This is a genomic window from Aquabacter cavernae (genome assembly GCF_003993795.1).
Taxonomy (GTDB): Bacteria; Pseudomonadota; Alphaproteobacteria; order Rhizobiales; family Xanthobacteraceae; genus Aquabacter; species Aquabacter cavernae.
In genome coordinates this window covers 542789-561583 of the sequence record NZ_RWKV01000008.1, presented here as the reverse complement: position 1 = coordinate 561583, position 18795 = coordinate 542789, and the positions used below count along the sequence as shown (strand labels likewise).

At 67.7% G+C, this 18795-nt stretch carries 18 protein-coding genes and 2 pseudogenes; 7 read left to right on the top strand and 13 right to left on the bottom strand.

The window, feature by feature from the left end; all coding sequences use genetic code 11:
• The first annotated feature begins 2 nt into the window (after positions 1–2).
• The 6 genes from trpD (at position 3) to lexA (ending at position 4951) form a co-directional block, all read left to right on the top strand.
• A complete protein-coding gene (gene trpD / locus EJJ38_RS07260) occupies positions 3–1025 on the top strand; it encodes an anthranilate phosphoribosyltransferase (protein ID WP_127089422.1) in 1023 nt (340 codons plus the stop codon).
• The gene (gene trpC / locus EJJ38_RS07255; RefSeq protein ID WP_127089421.1) at positions 1022–1813 is read left to right on the top strand and encodes an indole-3-glycerol phosphate synthase TrpC; all 792 of its coding nucleotides are present in this window, start codon (positions 1022–1024) and stop codon (positions 1811–1813) included. The genes trpD and trpC overlap by 4 nt, the downstream gene beginning before the upstream one ends.
• A gap of 61 nt (positions 1814–1874) precedes the next feature.
• The gene (locus EJJ38_RS07250) at positions 1875–2288 is read left to right on the top strand and encodes a DUF2147 domain-containing protein (RefSeq protein ID WP_127089420.1); all 414 of its coding nucleotides are present in this window, start codon (positions 1875–1877) and stop codon (positions 2286–2288) included.
• A 10-nt stretch (positions 2289–2298) separates the two neighbouring features.
• Positions 2299–2778 carry a cyclic pyranopterin monophosphate synthase MoaC gene (gene moaC / locus EJJ38_RS07245; RefSeq protein ID WP_127089419.1) on the top strand — a complete coding sequence of 160 codons (480 nt, stop codon included), beginning with the start codon at positions 2299–2301 and terminating at the stop codon, positions 2776–2778.
• Positions 2779–2909: 131 nt separating this feature from the next.
• Positions 2910–4121 (top strand): molybdopterin molybdotransferase MoeA, encoded by a 1212-nt coding sequence (locus tag EJJ38_RS07240; RefSeq protein WP_127090312.1) that lies wholly within the window; start codon positions 2910–2912, stop codon positions 4119–4121.
• A gap of 122 nt (positions 4122–4243) precedes the next feature.
• The gene (lexA, locus tag EJJ38_RS07235; RefSeq protein WP_127089418.1) at positions 4244–4951 is read left to right on the top strand and encodes a transcriptional repressor LexA; all 708 of its coding nucleotides are present in this window, start codon (positions 4244–4246) and stop codon (positions 4949–4951) included.
• A gap of 129 nt (positions 4952–5080) precedes the next feature.
• Here lexA and EJJ38_RS07230 read toward each other — a convergent pair whose 3' ends face one another.
• From EJJ38_RS07230 to EJJ38_RS07215, 4 genes are all read right to left on the bottom strand, one after another.
• A complete protein-coding gene (locus EJJ38_RS07230; protein WP_127089417.1) occupies positions 5081–5539 on the bottom strand; it encodes a peptidylprolyl isomerase in 459 nt (152 codons plus the stop codon).
• A 70-nt stretch (positions 5540–5609) separates the two neighbouring features.
• On the bottom strand, positions 5610–6176 hold the full coding sequence (locus EJJ38_RS07225) for a peptidylprolyl isomerase (RefSeq protein WP_420836880.1): 567 nt from the start codon (positions 6174–6176) through the stop codon (positions 5610–5612).
• 81 nt (positions 6177–6257) lie between these two features.
• A complete protein-coding gene (gene coaD, locus EJJ38_RS07220) occupies positions 6258–6779 on the bottom strand; it encodes a pantetheine-phosphate adenylyltransferase (protein WP_127089416.1) in 522 nt (173 codons plus the stop codon).
• Between the two features lie 103 nt (positions 6780–6882).
• Positions 6883–7659 (bottom strand): SDR family NAD(P)-dependent oxidoreductase, encoded by a 777-nt coding sequence (locus EJJ38_RS07215; protein ID WP_127089415.1) that lies wholly within the window; start codon positions 7657–7659, stop codon positions 6883–6885.
• A gap of 186 nt (positions 7660–7845) precedes the next feature.
• Between EJJ38_RS07215 and EJJ38_RS07210 the strand changes: the two genes are divergently transcribed.
• A complete protein-coding gene (locus EJJ38_RS07210) occupies positions 7846–8739 on the top strand; it encodes an AraC family transcriptional regulator (RefSeq protein ID WP_127089414.1) in 894 nt (297 codons plus the stop codon).
• A 3-nt stretch (positions 8740–8742) separates the two neighbouring features.
• Here the strand turns inward: EJJ38_RS07210 and EJJ38_RS07205 are convergent, their stop codons facing one another.
• The 9 genes and pseudogenes from EJJ38_RS07205 to EJJ38_RS07170 form a co-directional block, all read right to left on the bottom strand.
• Positions 8743–9351 carry a LysE family translocator gene (locus tag EJJ38_RS07205; protein WP_127089413.1) on the bottom strand — a complete coding sequence of 203 codons (609 nt, stop codon included), beginning with the start codon at positions 9349–9351 and terminating at the stop codon, positions 8743–8745.
• The gene (gene gyrA / locus EJJ38_RS07200) at positions 9348–12134 is read right to left on the bottom strand and encodes a DNA gyrase subunit A (protein WP_127089412.1); all 2787 of its coding nucleotides are present in this window, start codon (positions 12132–12134) and stop codon (positions 9348–9350) included. Before gyrA ends, EJJ38_RS07205 begins: the two co-directional genes overlap by 4 nt.
• 168 nt (positions 12135–12302) lie before the next feature.
• Positions 12303–13541 carry an E22 family MetX-like putative esterase gene (locus EJJ38_RS07195; RefSeq protein WP_245454146.1) on the bottom strand — a complete coding sequence of 413 codons (1239 nt, stop codon included), beginning with the start codon at positions 13539–13541 and terminating at the stop codon, positions 12303–12305.
• A 216-nt stretch (positions 13542–13757) separates the two neighbouring features.
• A pseudogene (locus tag EJJ38_RS20900) lies at positions 13758–13990 on the bottom strand (transposase); the annotation flags it as partial.
• A 209-nt stretch (positions 13991–14199) separates the two neighbouring features.
• Positions 14200–14380, bottom strand: a pseudogene (locus EJJ38_RS20895) (IS5/IS1182 family transposase); the annotation flags it as partial.
• A 97-nt stretch (positions 14381–14477) separates the two neighbouring features.
• Complete coding sequence (arsJ, locus tag EJJ38_RS07185; RefSeq protein WP_127089410.1) at positions 14478–15743, bottom strand: organoarsenical effux MFS transporter ArsJ; 1266 nt, start codon at positions 15741–15743, stop codon at positions 14478–14480.
• 1 nt (position 15744) lies between these two features.
• Positions 15745–16788 carry an ArsJ-associated glyceraldehyde-3-phosphate dehydrogenase gene (locus EJJ38_RS07180; protein ID WP_127089409.1) on the bottom strand — a complete coding sequence of 348 codons (1044 nt, stop codon included), beginning with the start codon at positions 16786–16788 and terminating at the stop codon, positions 15745–15747.
• 45 nt (positions 16789–16833) lie between these two features.
• On the bottom strand, positions 16834–17883 hold the full coding sequence (gene arsB / locus EJJ38_RS07175) for an ACR3 family arsenite efflux transporter (protein WP_127089408.1): 1050 nt from the start codon (positions 17881–17883) through the stop codon (positions 16834–16836).
• 13 nt (positions 17884–17896) lie between these two features.
• The gene (locus EJJ38_RS07170) at positions 17897–18784 is read right to left on the bottom strand and encodes a metalloregulator ArsR/SmtB family transcription factor (protein WP_127089407.1); all 888 of its coding nucleotides are present in this window, start codon (positions 18782–18784) and stop codon (positions 17897–17899) included.
• Positions 18785–18795 lie beyond the last annotated feature (11 nt).

Sequence of the window (18795 nt, the reverse complement as noted above, 5' to 3'; positions counted from 1 at the left end):
CGATGGAAACCTTCCGCCCCCTCCTCGGCAAGGTGGCCACCGGCGCCAGCCTGACGCGGGAGGAATCCGCCTATGTGTTCGACCGGATGATGTCGGGCGAGGCGACCCCCTCCCAGATGGGCGCGCTGCTCATGGGCCTGCGCGTGCGCGGCGAGACGGTGGAGGAGATTGCCGGCGCGGTCTCCGTCATGCGCGCCAAGATGCTGCCCGTGGAAGCCCCGGACGAAGCGGTGGACATTGTCGGCACCGGCGGCGACGCCTCGGGCTCCTATAACATCTCCACCTGCGCCTCCTTCATCACGGCGGGCGCGGGCGTGCCGGTGGCCAAGCACGGCAACCGGGCGCTGTCCTCCAAGTCCGGCGCGGCGGACGTGCTGGTGGCGCTGGGCGTGCGCCTCGACCTGTCGCCGGAGGCCATCTCGCGCTGTATCGCCGAGGCGGGCATCGGCTTCATGTTCGCCCCCTCCCACCACCCGGCCATGAAGCATGTGGGGCCGACCCGCGTGGAAATGGGCACCCGCACCATCTTCAACCTGCTGGGACCGCTCTCCAATCCCGCTGGCGTGAAGCGGCAGATGGTGGGTGTCTATTCCAAGGCCTGGATCACCCCGCTCGCCGAAGTGCTGAAGACGCTGGGCTGCGAGCGCGCCTGGGTGGTGCACGGCTCCGACGGGCTGGACGAGATCACCCTCTCCGGCTCCACCTCCGTGGCGGCGCTGGAAGACGGGCACATCCACACCTTCGAGATCGCCCCCGACCTCGTGGGCCTGCCGCGCGTGGAACCCGAGGCGCTGAAGGGGGGCGATGCCGCCCACAATGCCGCCGCGCTGCGCGCCGTGCTGGACGGCGAAAAGGGCGCCTATCGCGACGTCTCCATCCTGAACGCCGCCGCCGCGCTGCTGGTCGCCGGGCGGGCTGCGGATCTTTCCGAGGGCGTGGCCATGGCCACCACCAGCGTCGATACCGGCTCCGCCCGGGCCCGGCTGGAAACCCTCGTCCATGTCACGGAAAAGCTCGCGTCATGACCGATATCCTCGCAAGCATCGAAGTCTATAAGCGCGAGGAGATCGCCGCCGCCAAGGCCGCGCGCCCGCTGGCCGAGATCGAGGCCGCCGCCCGCGCCGCCTCTCCCGTGCGCCCCTTCGCGGGCGCGCTGCGCACCACCATGGCGCAGGGCCGCACCGCCCTGATCGCGGAAGTGAAGAAAGCCAGCCCCTCCAAGGGCCTGATCCGGCCGGACTTCGACCCGCCCGCGCTCGCCCGCGCCTATGAGGCGGGCGGCGCCGCCTGCCTCTCCGTGCTCACCGACACGCCGTCCTTCCAGGGCGCGCCGGACTATCTGATCGCCGCCCGCGCCGCCACGGCCCTGCCCGCGCTGCGCAAGGATTTCATGCACGACACCTACCAGGTGGCGGAAGCGCGTGCCTGGGGCGCGGACTGCATCCTCATCATCATGGCCTCGGTGGACGATGCGCTGGCGGCCGACCTCTATGCCTGCGCGCAGGACTGGGGCATGGACGCCATCATCGAGGTGCATGACGACGCGGAGCTGGACCGCGCGCTGGCCCTGCCCTGCCCGCTCATCGGCATCAACAACCGCAATTTGCGCACCTTCGAGACCACGCTGGAGACCAGCGAGCGGCTCTCGGCCAAGGTGCCGGCGGACCGGATCTGCATCGGCGAGAGCGGCATCTTCACGCCCGCCGACATTGCGCGCCTCGCGGCCTGCAACATCCGCAGCGTTCTGGTGGGCGAAAGCCTGATGCGCCAGACCGACGTGACGGCCGCCACGCGGGCGCTGCTGGCGGCGTGAACGCCGCTCTGACATATTTTTCGCAAGCCCGGCTATGACCGGGCACTATCGGGAGTTGAAGATGCGCATTGCCCTGACTGCCGCCTTCCTTTCGCTCGTCGCCATGCCGGCCCTGGCCGCCGACGTGACCGGCACCTGGATGACCCCCACGGACGAAGGCGTGGTCGAGATCACCGCTTGCGGCAATTCCGTGTGCGGAAAGCTCGTCTCCTCCGACGACATCAAGAAGAATCCGGCCCTGACGGATGCCAAGAATGCCGACGCCTCCCTGCGCAGCCGCCCCCTGAAGGGCCTCACCATGCTCTCCGGCTTCTCCGGCTCGGGCGGAAGCTGGAGCGGCGGCAAGATCTACAATCCCGACGACGGCAAGACCTATACCGCCACGCTGACGCTGAAGGGCGACAACACGCTGGAAGTGCGCGGCTGCGTGTTCGTGCCGCTGTGCGAGACCCAGACCTGGACCCGCGCGAAATAGGCCCGCGACCGTGGCGGACCTGACCCATCTCGACGCCAGCGGCGCCGCCCGCATGGTGGATGTCTCCGACAAGGAGATCACCCATCGCGAGGCGGTCGCGGAGGGGGCCGTGGTGATGGCCCCCGCAACGCTGGAGCTGATCCTCTCCGGCAACGCCAAGAAGGGCGACGTGCTGGGCGTGGCGCGTATCGCGGGCATCATGGCCGCCAAGCGCACCCATGAACTCATTCCCCTCTGCCATCCGCTCCTGCTCAGCAAGGTGGAGGTGGAGATCGAGCCCGAGGCCGCCCTGCCGGGCCTGCGCGTCCGCGCGCGGGTGCGCGTCTCCGGCCAGACCGGCGTGGAGATGGAGGCGCTGACCGCCGTCTCCGTGGCCTGCCTCACCATCTACGACATGGCGAAGGCGGCGGACCGGGCCATGCGCATCGAGGGCATCCGCCTGCTGGAAAAGGCGGGCGGCCGCTCCGGCCATTGGACGGCGGAGAGCTGACGCCAGCCGGCCGCGCCACCCAGAGTGTTTCCGCGTTTCCTTCACGCGAACCGCTTCACACTTCGCTCGGAAACGCTCTTGCAAGCCCGGTCGCAGGCCGGGATCGTTTCATGACACGAGAGATCCCCCTCATGGCCCTCATGCCCGTGGACGACGCGCTGGCGCTCATCCTCGCCGACGCCGCACCGCTGCCGGAAGAGACGGTGGACATCGCGCAGGCCCATGGGCGGGTGCTGTCGCGGGACCTTGTCGCCCGTCGCAGCCAGCCGGTGGCCGACATGTCGGCCATGGACGGCTATGCGGTGCGCGCGGTGGACATCGCGAACCTGCCGGCCCGTCTCACCATGATCGGCGAATCCGCTGCGGGCCGCCCCTTCTCCGGCACGGTCCTTCCCGGCACCGCCGCACGCATCTTCACCGGCGCGCTAGTGCCGGAGGGAGCGGACACGGTGGTGATCCAGGAGAACACCACGCGCGACGGCGATGTGGTGGAAGTGGTGAACGAGACCGCGCCGGGCCGGAACATCCGCAAGGCGGGGTTTGACTTCATGGCCGGCACGGCCCTGCTGCCGGCGGGACATCGGCTCGATGCCCGCTCCGTCATGCTGGCGGCCGCCGCGGACCATGGCACCGTTTCGGTGCGCCGACGCCCGAGCGTGGCGATTCTCCAGACCGGGGACGAACTGGTGCGACCGGGAGGCGGGGCCGCTTCGCCGGCCGCCGTGGTGGTCTCCAATGTCTATGGCGTGGCGAGCCTCGCCCGTGACGCGGGGGCGGAGGTGGTGGATCTCGGCCTTGTGGGCGACAGCCTGGAGGCGACCCGCGCGGCGGTGCGCGGCGCCGTGGAGGGGGGATTCGACATTCTCGTCACCTCGGGCGGCGCTTCCGTGGGCGAGCATGATCTGATGGCCCCTGCCCTCAAGGCGGAAGGCGTGGGCCTCTCCGTGCACAAGATCGCCCTGCGGCCGGGCAAGCCGCTCATGTTCGGCCAGCGGGAAGCCATGCGGGTGCTGGGCCTGCCGGGAAATCCGGTCTCGGCCTATGTGTGTTCGCTGCTGTTCCTGGTGCCGCTCATCCGGGCGCTCCAGGGCGCCCCGGCCGCCCTTGAAAGCTTCGATGCCAGGCTCGGCGCCGAGGTGAAGGCCAATGACCATCGGCGCGATTATATGCGCGCCACCCTCTCCCATTCCGCGGACGGAACGCGCATGGTGGCGCCGCTGGCGGTGCAGGATTCGGGCATGCTCTCGGCGCTCGCCGAGGCCGATTGCCTGCTGATTCGCGAGGCCGATGCCCCCACCGGGCGCGTGGGCGATCCCTGCAAGGCCTTGCCGCTATTGGGCTGAAATAACGTTTACCCCATGTTCACGCTTGCGGAACACAAAAGGAACGGCTAAAGGTTGTTCCCGATTTGTTTCGCGCTTTCCGGGCGCGAGTGTCAACCGGGAAGCCGAAAAACGGGGCGGCCATGCTCACTCGCAAGCAATATGATCTGCTGCGCTTCATTCACGAGCGCCTGAAGGAGACGGGGGTTCCGCCCTCCTTCGACGAAATGAAGGAAGCGCTGGACCTGCGCTCCAAGTCGGGCATCCATCGCCTGATCACGGCCCTGGAAGAGCGCGGCTTCATCCGCCGCCTGCCCAACCGGGCCCGCGCGCTGGAAGTGGTGCGCCTGCCGGACAGCGTGGCCCCTGGCCTCGCCTCCCCGCGCGCGGCGCGCGGTTTCTCGCCCAGCGTCATCGAGGGGAGCCTCGGCCGCGTGCGCCCGCCTGCCGAGGATGAGGAGACGGCCCCCACGGTCTCCGTGCCGGTCATGGGCCGCATCGCCGCCGGCACGCCCATCTCGGCGATCCAGAGCCGCAGCCACACCTTGAACCTGCCGCCGGAAATGCTCGGCTCGGGCGAGCATTTCGCCCTGGAAGTGCGCGGCGACAGCATGATCGAGGCCGGCATCCTGGACGGCGACACGGTGCTGATCCGCAAATGCGATTCGGCCGAGACGGGCGACATCGTGGTGGCCCTGGTGGATGACGAGGAAGCCACCCTCAAGCGCCTGCGCAAGAAAGGCGCCTCCGTGGCCCTGGAGGCCGCCAACCCCACCTACGAGACCCGCATCTTCGGGCCGGATCGCGTCCGCATCCAGGGCCGCCTCGTGGGCCTCATGCGCCGCTACTGAGTTTCGCGCGGCTCCCTGCCGGGAATTGGGGCTCGCGAGAACAAGCCCCTGAAATGCAGATGGCCGGTCCAAGGACCGGCCATCGCTGTTTTAGGCATCCAAGGGGGCGATCCGCCACCCTTTAGAGGCTCACGCCTCCTTGGGCTTCAGGGTCGCCTTGACGATCTTGTCGGGATCCTTCACCGGCTCGCCGCGCTTGATCGTGTCCACATTGTCCATGCCCGAGATCACCTCGCCCCACACGGTATACTGACCGTCCAGGAAGCGGGCATCGCCGAAGCAGATGAAGAACTGGCTGTCGCCGGAATCCGGGCTCGCCGCGCGGGCCATGGAGACCGTGCCGCGCGTGTGGGGCTGGCGATTGAACTCGGCCTTCAGCTTCTTGCCCGAGCCGCCCATGCCGGTGCCGGTCGGATCGCCGGTCTGGGCCATGAAGCCGTCGATGACGCGGTGGAACGGCACGCCGTCATAGAAGCCTTCGGCCACCAGCTCCTTGATGCGGGCCACATGGCCCGGCGCGAGATCCGGCCGAAGGCCGATGACCACTTCACCCTTGGTGGTCTCCAGGACGATCACTTCCTCAGCCATGGGCTGCTCCTCTTCCTGTTGTCGGTTGTTCCGGGCGCACGCGCGCCCGTCCTCAGGGGCCCCGAACGCCTCACTTGGCGTCGGCGGCCACCTGCATCTTCACGATCTTGTCGGGGTTGCTGACCGTGCCGTTATTGGCCTGCGACCCCTTCTTGAGCTTGTCCACGAACTCCATGCCCGACACCACGTCGCCCACCACGGTGTACTTGCCGTTCAGGAAGGGCGAGGAATCGAAGCAGATGAAGAACTGCGAATTGGCGCTGTCGGGCGACGACGAGCGCGCCATGCCCACGGTTCCGCGCACGAACGGCGTGCTGGAGAACTCGGCGGGGAGATTGGCATACTTGGAGCCGCCGGTGCCGTTGCCATACTGGCCGTCGCCCGTCTGGGCCATGAAGCCATCAATGACGCGGTGGAACGGCACGTTGTTGTAATAGCCCTCGCGCGCCAGCTGCTTCAGGCGCTCCACATGCTTGGGCGCAAGGTCGGGCCGCAGCGCGATCACCACCCGGCCATAGGTGGTGTCGAGATAAAGGGTGTTCTGCGGGTCGATCTTGGAGGCGGCGGCCTGGGCAGAGGCGGGCTGGGCCGCGCCGAGCGAGAGGCCGAGCGGCAGCACGAGCGCGCCGAGCAGCATCAGGGCACCGGACATCCGGCCGAACAGGGTGCGCATGGGGATCTCCTTGACTGGCGCCCCGAGAGGGAGCGCGGAATGGGATCAGGCCCGCTTGGGGAACTTGACGACGAGCCGCGCCAGCACGGCCGGCGGAACGAAAGCGGAGACATCCCCGCCCATGGAGGCGATCTGGCGCACCAAGGTGGCGGTGATGGGGCGCACGCGGGGGGAAGCGGGCAGGAAGACGGTCTGGATCTGCGGCACGAGGGTGCCGTTCATGCCGGCCATCTGCATCTCGTAGTCGAGATCGGTGCCGTCGCGCAGGCCGCGGATCAGCAGGCCCGCGCCCGCCTTGCGCGCGGCCTCCACCACCAGATTGTCGAAGGTGATCACCTCCAGGACGGTGCCCTCTTCCGCCGCCACCGGCCCGCAGACCTCGTGCAGCATGTCCAGGCGCTCGGCCGGAGGGAAGACGGGCGTCTTACCGGGATGGATCCCGACCGCAAGGATCAGACGGTCCGCGAGCCGGCACGCGGAGCGCACCACGTCGAGATGACCGTTGGTGGGCGGGTCGAACGACCCGGCATAGATGGCGGTGCGGGTGGTGTGCTGGGCGGCGCTCATGGGCGGGAAGCGTTATCCCGCCGCGCGCCGCCGCGCAATGGGGCAGGCGCCCAGACGACTGGGGAACAGCGGGGCCGGGCCTGTGCCCGACCCCGCTTGCGCCTCACAGATTGACGCCGCCGGACACCTCGATGCGCTGGCCGTTCACCCACCCGAAGTCGGCAGCCAGGAAAGCCGCGATCATGTGGCCGATATCATCAGGCAGACCGACGCGGCCGAGCGCGGTGTTGTCGGCGATCACCTTGTTGATCTGGGCATTGTCGCGCACCGCGCCGCCGCCGAAATCGGTCTCGATGGCGCCCGGCGCCACGGTGTTCACGCGAATGCCGCGCGGACCCAGTTCCGCCGCCATGTAGCGGGTGAGTACCTCGATGCCGCCCTTCATGGCCGCATAGGCGGCATAGCCCGGCATGGTGAAGCGGGCGAGGCCGCTGGACAGGTTCACGATGCATCCGCCATCGGCGATCAGCGGCAGCAGCTTCTGGGTCAGGAAGAAGGTGCCCTTCAAATGAATGTTCATCAGCAGGTCGAACGTGGCCTCCGACGTCTCCGCGAAGCTGCCATGCACGCCGATGCCGGCATTGTTCACCAGATAGTCGAACGTCTCGCGGCCGAAGCGGCTCTTCAGACTTGCCAGAACCTCCTGGACGAAAGCGGGAAAGGTGCTGCTGTCACCCACATCCAGGCGCAGCGCGACCGCCTTGCGGCCCAGCGCCTCGATCTCGCGCACCACGGCGTCCGCCTCGTCGGCGCGGGAATGATAGGTCAGGATCACGTCCACGCCGCGCCGCGCCAGCGCGAGAACCGTATTGCGCCCAAGGCCCCGGCTGGCGCCGGTGACGAGAGCGATGGGGGTGGGGGAAGAAGCGGAAAGGGTCATGGCTGAACTCCATCTGAGAGTGAAGAGACCCTAATTCCCGCCCGTGACGCGCGCTTGCCGAATGCTGCGGAAGACTTGCCTGATCCTCCAAATCCCCTTCCCCGCGCCCGCCCCTCCGCTACAGTGTCCCAACAGCCGGACGGGCATTTTCCTCCGTCCGGCCGATGACCCACAGGCGCGACCCTCATGTCCCTCGATCCCGTCCTCCCCTTGGTTCTGGCCCGCACCGCCGACACACCGGCCCGGGAGGGCCTCGTCATCACCGAGGGAAACGGCCTCAATTTCGCGCGGGCGGACGGGCCCACCGGCTATCTCCACTCCATCTATGCCCCCTTGCTCTGTCTCGTCCTCCAGGGGGCGAAGGAAGTGGCGGCGGGCACGGACAATTGGCGCTTCCACACCGGCCAGACCCTGCTGGTGAGCGCCGATACGCCCATCCAGGGGCGGGTGGTGGAGGCGAGCGGCACGGCGCCCTATCTCGCCATCTCCCTGAATCTGGACCTCGCCTTGCTGCGCGACGTGCTGGGGGAGATTTCCGCCATTGCGGGCGCCCCCGACGCGCCCGGCCCGCGCATTCTGGTGAGCGAGACCGACGCGGCCGTGGCCGACTGCATCCGGCGGCTCGTTCTCCTGCCCGAGCGGGCGGATGCGCAGGCCGTGCTGCGCCCGGCATTGCTGAAGGAGCTGCATTACTGGCTGCTCCAGGGCCGCCACGGCCCCATGCTGCGCCGTCTTGCCCGGCCGGAAGGCCATGCCCAGCGCATCGCCCGCGCGGTGGCCGTGCTGCGGGCGGACTTCGCGCGCGCCCTGCCCGTCCGGCAATTGGCGGAGGCGGCGGGCATGAGCCCGTCCGCCTTCCACCAGCATTTCAAGGCCGTGACCTCGCTCACCCCGCTGCAATTCCAGAAGCAGCTCCGGCTCATCGAGGCGCGCCATCGTCTCATGGCGGGCGGGCTCGCCGTCTCCAGCGCGGCCTTCGATGTGGGTTATGAGAGCGTGTCCCAGTTCAGCCGGGACTATTCACGCATGTTCGGCGCCTCGCCCCGGCAAGACCTGACCATCAGCCGGCAGGCGGCGTGACGCTCAGCGCCGCCCGGCCGCCAGCAGAACGGCGGCGCCGCCGAGCAGGATGACGGCGGACACGCGATCCGCCAGCCGCGTGAAACGACCGGAGAGCGCGGCGCGCGCCCGGTCGGCCGCGACCGCCCAGAGCATGTCGCCCACCAGCGCGATCACCGCGAAGATGGCCGCCAGAAGCGCGATCTGGGGCACGGGATCGGTGGGATCGGTGATGAATTGCGGCAGGAAGGCCGCGTGGAACAGCAAGGTCTTGGGATTGGCGAACGCCACTGCCAGCCCGCGCGAGAAGGCTGCCCGCCCCGTGGGGGCGGCTTCACGCCGCTCAGTCCCGGCGGCGCGCCATTGGGCGATGGCGAGCCACGCCAGATAGGCGGCGCCCGCATAGCGCACCAGATCGAAATGGCGGGCGAACACTTCCACCATCCAGGCAAGGCCCGCCGCCACGAAGGCGAGTTGGAGCACGAGGCCCACATTCACGCCCGTGGCGGTAAGCAGGCCGGCGCGCCGGCCATGCTTGAGACTGGTGCCGACGATGAGCGCCACGTTCGGCCCCGGCGTCGCGCCCAGCGCAAGGCAGGCAAGCACGAAGAGCGTGAGGCTCTCGGCGCTCATTCCGTCTCGCCGCCCTCGCCCGGCCCGTCAGCCCCGACCTCCCCGGCCGCATCCTCCTCCTCGGAGATATGCTCCACGGAGACCACGCGCTCGCCTTCCGCCGTATCGAACACGATGACGCCCTGGCTGGCGCGGCCGACAATGCGGATGCCGTTCACCGGGCAGCGGATGAGCTGCCCGCCATCGGTCACCAGCATGATCTGGTCCGGATCCTCCACAGGGAAGGAGGCGGCGAGGCGGCCGTTGCGCTCGTTCACCGCCATGGCGACGATGCCCTTTCCGCCGCGGCCGGTGACGCGATACTCGTAGGACGAGGTGCGCTTGCCGTAGCCGTTCTCGGACAGAGTGAGGATGAACTGCTCGGCCGCGCCCATGAGGGCGTAGCGCTCCAGCCCCAGGGTCCCGTCGCCCGGCGCGGCGTCTGCGGCGAGCGCCTCCTCGGCATCGACCTCGACGATCTCTTCCGCCTCGTCGCCCGGACCCGGCGCGCCGCGACGCACCGCATTGGCGCGGCGCAGATACTCCACCCGCTCCTCGGCGCTGACATCGGAATGGCGGATGATGGCCATGGAGATGACCGTGTCGGTCTCCTCCAGCCGGATGCCCCGCACGCCAACGGAATCGCGCCCCTTGAAGACACGCACCTCGGTGACCGGGAAGCGGATGCAGGCCCCGTTCGCCGTGGTGAGGAGCACGTCGTCATCCTCGGTGCAGAGCTGGACCGAGGCGATGGCGTCGCCCTCCTCCAGCTTCATGGCGATCTTGCCGTTGCGGTTCACCTGCGAGAAGTCCGCCATGGCGTTGCGCCGCACCGTGCCGCCGGTGGTGGCGAACATGATCTGCACACGCCCTTCCGCGTCCGCCTCCTCGGGCAGGGGAACGATGGAGGTGATGCGCTCGTCCGGCTCCAGGGGCAGGATGTTGATGAGCGCCTTGCCGCGCGCCTGGGGGGCGGCGGCGGGCAGGCGCCACACCTTCAGCTTGTAGACCTTGCCCTTGGACGAGAAGAACAGGACCGGCGCATGGGTGGAGGCCACGAACAGGCGGGTGACGAAATCCTCGTCCCGCGTCTGCATGGCCGAGCGGCCCTTTCCGCCGCGCCGCTGGGCGCGATAGGTGGAGAGGGGCACGCGCTTCACGTATCCGGCATGGGAGACGGTGACCACCATCTCCTCGCGCTGGATGAGGTCCTCGTCCTCCAGGTCGCCCAGCCCTTCCACCAGCTCGCTGCGCCGGGGGGTGCCGAACTCGGTCTTGATGGCGATCAGCTCGGCGCGAATGATGTCCATCACCCGCTCGCGGCTGGAGAGGATGTCCAGATAGTCGGCGATCTCGGCGGCGAGCTTGTCCAGCTCCTCCGCGATCTCGTCCCGGCCCAGCGCGGTGAGGCGCTGGAGGCGCAGGTCGAGGATGGCGCGGGCCTGTTCGTTGGAGAGGCGGTAGGTACCGTCCGGCTGCAGCGCATGGCGCGGATCGGCGATGAGCGCGATCAGGGGTGCCATATCCTTAGCCGGCCAATTACGCCCCATGAGCGAGTCGCGCGCCGTCGCCGGATCGGGCGCGGTGCGAATTAGCCGAATGATTTCATCGATATTCGCCACGGCGATGGCGAGGCCGACCAACACATGGGCGCGATCACGCGCCTTGCGCAGGAGGAATTTGGTGCGACGGCTAACCACTTCTTCGCGGAATGCGACGAAGGCGGTGAGCATGTCGTGCAGGGTCATGATCGCGGGCTTGCCGCCGGACAGCGCCACCATGTTGGCGCCGAACGAGGACTGCAGCGGGGTCATGCGGTAGAGGTTGTTCAGCACCACGTCCGCCTGGGCGTCGCGCTTGATCTCGATGACCACGCGCATGCCGTCGCGGTCGCTCTCGTCGCGGATCTCCGAAATGCCTTCCAGGCGCTTGTCGCGCACCAGCTCCGCGATCTTCTCGATCATCGTCGCCTTGTTCACCTGATAGGGAATCTCGGTGATGATGAGCGCTTCGCGATCCTTCCGGATGGTCTCGATGGCCACCCGCGCGCGCACCATGATGGAGCCGCGCCCCGTCATATAGGCCAGGCGGATGCCGGTGCGGCCGAGGATCAGGCCGCCGGTGGGGAAGTCAGGGCCCTGGATGATGTCCAGCAGCGATTCCGGCAGCAGCGCCGGATCGTCGATGAGCGCCAGCGTGCCGTCGATCACCTCGCCCAGATTGTGGGGCGGAATGTTGGTGGCCATGCCCACCGCGATGCCGCCCGCGCCGTTCACCAGAAGGTTCGGGAACTGGGCGGGAAGGACCTTGGGCTCGGTCTCGCTGCCGTCATAGTTTTCCTGGAAATCGACCGTGTCCTTGTCCAGGTCGTCCAGCAGCGCCTGGGTGACCTTTTCCATGCGCACTTCGGTGTAACGCATGGCCGCTGGCGGATCGCCGTCCACGGAGCCGAAATTGCCCTGGCCGTCCACCAAGGGCAGGCGCATGGAGAAGGTCTGCGCCATGCGCACCAGCGCGTCATAGACCGCCTGGTCGCCGTGGGGATGGTATTTACCGATAACGTCGCCGACCACGCGGGCCGACTTGCGGTAGGAGCGGTTCCAGAGATAGCCGTTCTCGTGCATCGAATAGAGGATGCGCCGATGCACCGGCTTCAGCCCGTCGCGCACATCCGGCAGCGCACGGGACACGATCACGCTCATGGCGTAATCGAGATAGGACCGCGAAAGTTCTTCGGTTATGGAGACCGGACGGATTTCGGAAGGCAGCGAACCGCCGCCGGCCGGGCTATCTTTATCAGCCAAAACGCACGTCTTTCCTGGAGAAAAGGCTGGTTTCTTCTATCCGATTCAGCCCGGGGACGCCAGCGGAAGGCGCGCCAAACGCCTTCCGCACGCCCTTTAAAATCAATAACTTAGGAGCCCCGCGTCCGGCGCATGGAGAAAGCGTCCGATTCCGGGCCTCCAGGGGGCCTATTGGGCGAGGAATCGGCTGATCGCCTCCCCCGCCTCCTGGATGTTGCCGATGCCGTTGAGATGGCCCCGGCCGCCGCCGATCTTCACCTGTTCCACGGGCGCGCCGCCCTTGCGGATCTCGTCCGCGGTGCGCTGGATGGCGGCGGGGTGGAAAATCAAGTCCTCGTCCGACGAGATGATGAGGACCGGCGCCTTGATGCGCTTCAGGCCCACGTCGCCGCCGGCCGCGAACACCTGATTGGCCTTCACCAGATAGAGGAAATGGTTGGCGTCCGCGAGGTCCGCGCGGGCGGCGGCGACCTCGTCCAGCTTGGCCTCGATGGCATAGCGATTGTCGAGGGCCAGGGCCGGGTCCTTGCCGGGCTCGGCCCATTTGCGGCCGAACGTGGTGTTGGCCCAGGGATAAGCGCCCGCGCTCAGCGTCACCACCTTCAGTGCCTGGGCGAGGCCCTGCTTGGGCGGGGTGCGGCCGTAATAGTCGCCGCCATTGAAATTGGGGTCGACGCGGATGGGCGAGCCCCACACATCCAGCCACGCCACCAGCCAGCCGTCCGCCTCCCCTGCCCCGATCACGGGGATCGCCCGCTCCACCACCTCGGGATAGCCGGTGGCCCATTCATACACTTGGAGGGCGCCCATGGAGGGGCCCATCACCGCATGCAGGCGGGCGATGCCGAGCGAATCCAGCAGCGCCTTCTGGACATTCACGAAATCGCGGATGGTCACCACCGGGAAACGCGGCCCGTAGGGCTTGCCGGTCTCAAGAGAGATGGAAGCGGGGCCGGTGGTCACCACGTTCGGGTCATTGGCGTTCAGGTTCACCAGCGTGTCGGAGGAGATGATGTAGTATTTATCGGTATCGAGCGGCTTTCCGGGCCCGATAATGGCGTCCCAATATCCCGGCGCCGCGTCGCTCGGCTTGTATTTCCCGGCGGCATGGCTGGTGCCCGAGAAGAAATGCGTGATGAGGATCACGTTGCTCTTGTCGGCATTGAGCGTGCCATAGGCCTCCCAGCCCACCTTCACATCACGCAGCGGCGCGCCGCCCACCGTGGTGTAGCTGGGCAGCGTGAATGTCTGCTTCTGGACGATGGCGTCCAAGGCGTGCGCCGGGTTCGCCGCGAAAGCGAGAAAGCCGATGGCGGCGGCGGCCAGCCTCCGCGTCATCCGTCCGGTGGAAACGGGTGGAGCCGCCGCCTTGCGGGCTGCGGTGCGATGGAACGTCAAAAGGCGCATGCTGCGATCCCTCCCGGCTCGGCGCGGCGCCTCCTGAACGAAGCGCTCCTGCGCCAACGCCCGCGGCACGGAAGGGTTTCAGCCAAACCAGAAGGCTGTGCCCGTCCTTGGCGCCGCGCGCATGGGAGGGACGATACATGCAGGGCGCGCAAACGGCCTCCCGTAGGGGGTTCGGGCCGTGCGGCCAGACCGCGCTCGGCTGTGGGGACGATTTAATCATTTGAGCCGGAGCATGATGCTGGCGATTTTGTCGTATCGGGTGGCAATGCGTCGCCACTGCTTGAGCTTTGCAAAGACGCTCTCTATGCCAGCCAGCGCTGGCGGTAGGCGCTCTTGTCGTAGCGATACCGGCATTTGCGATGACGCCGTGGCCGGATGACCGGCTCGCCGCCTTCGTCGCGTATTGCATCATGAAGGCTGTCGGCATCGTAGGCGCGGTCGGCGATCACCTTGCCGCAGGCTAGGACGGATCGATATTCAAGCGGTTGGGACGGGCATTTCTAAGAATGCGCCGTCATGCCCGGACTTGATGTTCAGACCTGGGAGATGCTGGACGGCTGTTCGGGGACATGGTGGACGGGTTTGACCACGTTATCACGCAGGTCGGTGCGCGATATTGGGTGGCGGCGATAACACAGGTCGAAGACGCCATCGGTCTCTGTGGCGCGGATGACGGTAGCGTCGATCGCAAGCCATTCCAGATCGGGATCCACCGCCACGGCGTCGAACAGGCGATCGAACACCCCCCTCTCGATCCAGCGATAGTGGCGTCGCTTGGCCGCCTGATAGGGTCCGAACAGATCCTAGGGCAGATCGCGCCGGCGTGTTGCGCGACGTGCCGCAATCGGGATTGTGCCAGATGGTGACGGGGGATGGTCGGTCATTGTCCAAGGCTCGCTTGAATTTCCGATCGTGAATGTCTGCAGGGTCTCGTCCTCACCGGCTCGGTGCGGGTGCTCCCATCGGCTGGGCATGGAGCGGCAGCAGGAGGGTGGTTCCGAAGCAGATGGCGAGCATCAGGGCGGAGCCACCGAGGCAGGCGTAGATGCCGCCCACTTGGTAGAGCAAGCCGGACGAGAGGGTGCCGATGAAGCGCCCGGCGGCATTGGCGGCGTAGTAGAAGCCCACGTCCTCGGCGGCCTTCTCCGATCCCGCATAGGCCAGGATCAGGTAGGAGTGCAGGGACGAGTTCACGGCGAACGCGAAGCCGAAGATGGACAGCCCCGCCACCAGGACGAAGTCGGCATGCGGCGGCGCGAGGGCAAGCCAGCCTGCCATGGCGACCGGGACCAAAGCGAGAGCGAGGGCCCACCACCGCGCCGCGGGGACCTCCCGTGAGAGGCCGTCCTGGCTGCGGGTGACGATGGCGGGCGCGGCCGCCTGGACCACGCCGTAGCCGATAGTCCACAGGGCCAAGAAGCCACCCACCATGATGAAGGTCCAGCCCGAGGCGTAGAGGAAGACGGGCACGCCGACCACGAACCAAACGTCGCGCGCGCCGAAAAGCACGACGCGGGCCAGGGCCAGCAGGTTCACGCCGCGGTTCTTGGCGAACAGCTCCTTCATGCTCTTGCTCGACTTCGCCTTCCCCAGCATGGGCGGAAGGGAAGCGACGACACCGACGAGGACGAGGGCGAGAGCGCCGGCCATCAGCCACAGCGCGGGACGGAAGCCGATCAGCTCGAGGAGCGCGCCGCCGAGGAGGAAGCCGAAGCCCTTCATGGCGTTCTTCGAGCCGGTGAACCAGGCCACCCAGCGGAACAGGCGGGTGTTTGCGTTGGCGCCCTTGGCGTCGGCTTCGGTGACCTTGATGGCGGACTTGGACGCGGTCTTGGTCAGGTCCTTGGCAACGCCGCAGATGCCCTGGGCGGCGACGACCCAGGGGACCAGCAGCGCGGTCTCCCAGGACGGGGAGACCGCCGAGAGGATCAGGAAGCCGGAGATCTGCGTCGTGAGGCCCACCGTGAGCATGCGGGTGATGCCGTAGCGGCCCGCGAGCCAGCCGCCGATGACGTTGGCGCCGATGCCCGCGGCCTCGTAGAGCACGAACAGGAACGCCAGGGTGAACGGCGAGTATCCCAGCTTGAAGAAGGTGAAGAGCACGATCATCCGAAGCGCGCCGTCGGTCAGCGTGAAGCCCCAATAGGCGGCCGTCACGATGGCGTAGTTGCGGACCCCTGAAGCCGCCGGCGCACGGGCCATGTCAGAGGCCCTCCCGCTGGAGATGGCAGGCCAGGTCCACCATGCGGCAGGCATAGGCCATCTCGTTGTCGTACCAGGCATAAACCTTTAGGAGGGTTCCGTCGGTCACCAAAGTTGACAGGCCGTCGACGATCGAGGAACGGGTGTCGCGCGCATAGTCGGCGGAGACCAGGGGGCGCGGCTCGAAACCAAGGATGCCGCGCAACGCGCCCTCGGCGGCCTCCCGGAACAGGTCGTTGACTTCCTCGGCCGTGGTCTCCCGGTTCAGCTCGAACACGCAATCGGTGAGGGAGGCGTTCAGCACGGGCGCGCGCACCGCGTGGCCGTTCAGCTTGCCCTTCAGTTCCGGATAGATCAGGGCAATGGCGGTGGCGCTCCCGGTGGTGGTGGGCTGGAGCGACAGCATGGCGGAGCGGGCGCGGCGCAGGTCCTTGTGGGGCGCGTCCACCACCACGTTGGTGTTCGTCGGATCATGGATGGTGGTGATCTGCCCGTGCCGGATGCCGATCTTCTCGTGCACCACCTTCACCACGGGGGCGAGGCAGTTGGTGGTGCAGGAGGCCGCGGTCACGATGGGGTGCTTCGACCGATCGTAGAGGTGCTCATTGACGCCCACGACGACGTTCAGGACGGAGGGGTCCTTCACCGGCGCGGCCACGATCACCCGCTTCGCACCGCGCTTCAGGTGGCCCTCCAGCGTCTCGGGGGTGAGGAACTTGCCGGTGGCCTCGAGCACCACGTCCACGCCCAGGTCGCCCCATGGAATGTCGCCGGGCGCGGCATGGCAGGAGAAGGACAGGTTCTTCCCGTCGATCCGAATGTCCTCGCCGCCCTCCACCGATATGGGCATGCGCCAGCGGCCCTGGACGCTATCGAACTCGAGGAGATGGGCGGTCGCGGTGGAGCCGCCCTTGATCTCGTTGAGATGCACCACGTCGAGGCGGTTGTTGCCGCGCGGATCGTCGACGGGACGTTCGGCGCCGCCCATGGAGGCCCGCAAAGCGAGGCGTCCGATCCGGCCGAGGCCATTGATTCCCACTCTCATCTTCTCATCCCCGTGCTCGCGCCGCGCTCATCGCAGCGCGCTTGATCAATGGGAGGCATCCGGAACTTTCACGCCTCCGGCCTCGTACCAATCCTTCGAGCGGTTCACGATCCACACGACCGACAGCATGACCGGCACCTCGATGAGCACGCCGACCACGGTGGCGAGCGCCGCGCCGGACTGGAAGCCGAACAGGCTGATGGCGGCTGCGACCGCGAGCTCGAAGAAGTTGGAGGCGCCGATGAGGGCGGAGGGACCCGCGACGCAGTGCGCCTCGCCGGACATCCGGTTCAGCAGATAGGCAAGTCCGGAGTTGAAGTAGACCTGGATCAGGATCGGCACCGCCAGGAGGGCGATGACCAGGGGCTGGGCAAGGATTTGCTCGCCCTGGAAGGCGAACAGGAGGACCAGCGTGGCCAACAGCGCGACCAGGGAGGCGGGTTGCAGGACGCCCAGGACCCGGTCGAGTGCCGCCTGCCCACCACCGGCGAGGATGCGCCCGCGGATCACCTGTGCGGCGATGACCGGGACGACGATGTAGAGCACCACGGACAGGAGCAGCGTGTTCCACGGCACCGTGATCGACGACAAGCCGAGGAGGAGGCCGACCACCGGCGCGAACGCCACGATCATGATGGCATCGTTCAGCGCCACCTGGGACAGGGTGAAATGCGGCTCGCCCTTCGTGAGGTTCGACCAGACAAACACCATGGCCGTGCAAGGGGCCGACGCGAGCAGGATCAGCCCGGCGATGTAGCTGTCGATCTGGTCGGCGGGTAGGTACGGCCGGAACAGGCAGCCGATGAAGAGCCAGCCGAGCACGGCCATGGAGAAGGGCTTCACGCCCCAATTCACCAGCAGCGTGACGGAGATTCCGCGCCAGTGCCGGCCGACCTGGGCGAGCGCCCCGAAGTCGATCTTCAGCAGCATGGGGACGATCATCAGCCAGATCAGGACCGCGACGGGCAGGTTCACCTGCGCGACCTCGAGGCTTCCGATCACCTGGAACGCCGAGGGCGCGATGGCACCCAGGGCGATGCCGACGACGATGCAGAGGAAGACCCAGACGGTCAGATAGCGCTCGAATACGGACACGAGGATCGATTCCTTATGCGGCGATGCCGGAGAGCGTCAGCTCGGTCGCCCCTTCCATCCGGCCGATCTCGGCGATGCGATCCTTGAGGGTCGCAAGATCGAGTGCGGCGAAGGGCAGGTTCACGAACGCGGACATGCGGGATGCGAGGCGCCGGTAGGTGGCGACGAATGCGGCCCGCTGCTCCGCCTCCGAGCCCTTCACGAGGGCGGGATCCGGCAGTCCCCAATGTGCCTGGAGCGGGTGTCCCGGGAAGGCAGGGCACTGTTCGCCCGCCGCCGTGTCGCAGGTGGTGATGACGAAGTCCATCTCCGGCGCATCCTGCGTCGCGAACCCGCTCCAGCTCTTCGAGGAGAGCCCATCGGTCTCGTAGCCGAGCGATTGGAGAAGGGAGATCACGGCGGGATGCGGCTTCGCCTTCGGGCGGCTCCCCGCGGAGAAGGCGCGGAAGCGCCCCCTGCCCTCGCGGTTCAGGATCGCTTCGGCGATCACTGAGCGCGCGGAATTCGCCGAGCAGACGAGCAGGACATTGTAGACGCGGTCGTTGGCGGCGGCGGTGCGCACCTCGGGGAAGGAAGAGACGAGTCCGCCCCGGCGGGGCGTCGCCGTGAAGCCCATTTCCCCCATCAGGGACGCGAGCGGCGGGGCTGCGGGAGCGACGTTCGCCGCATAGATGATCGAGCGTCCCTCGCGACGCGCGGTGAGGAGGCCCGCCCTCTCAAGCAAGGCGAGGTGCGTGGACATGGTGTTGTGGGGCACGGCGAGCAGCCGGGCGACATCACCCGCGGGCAGGCCAAAAGGCATGTACCGCAGCAGCAGACGGTAGGTCTCCAGCCGCGTCGGCTGCGCCAGCGCATCGAAGACCTTGATTGCGTCGTCCGCGTTGAATGTCGCCGTGCCCATGAAAATCTCGC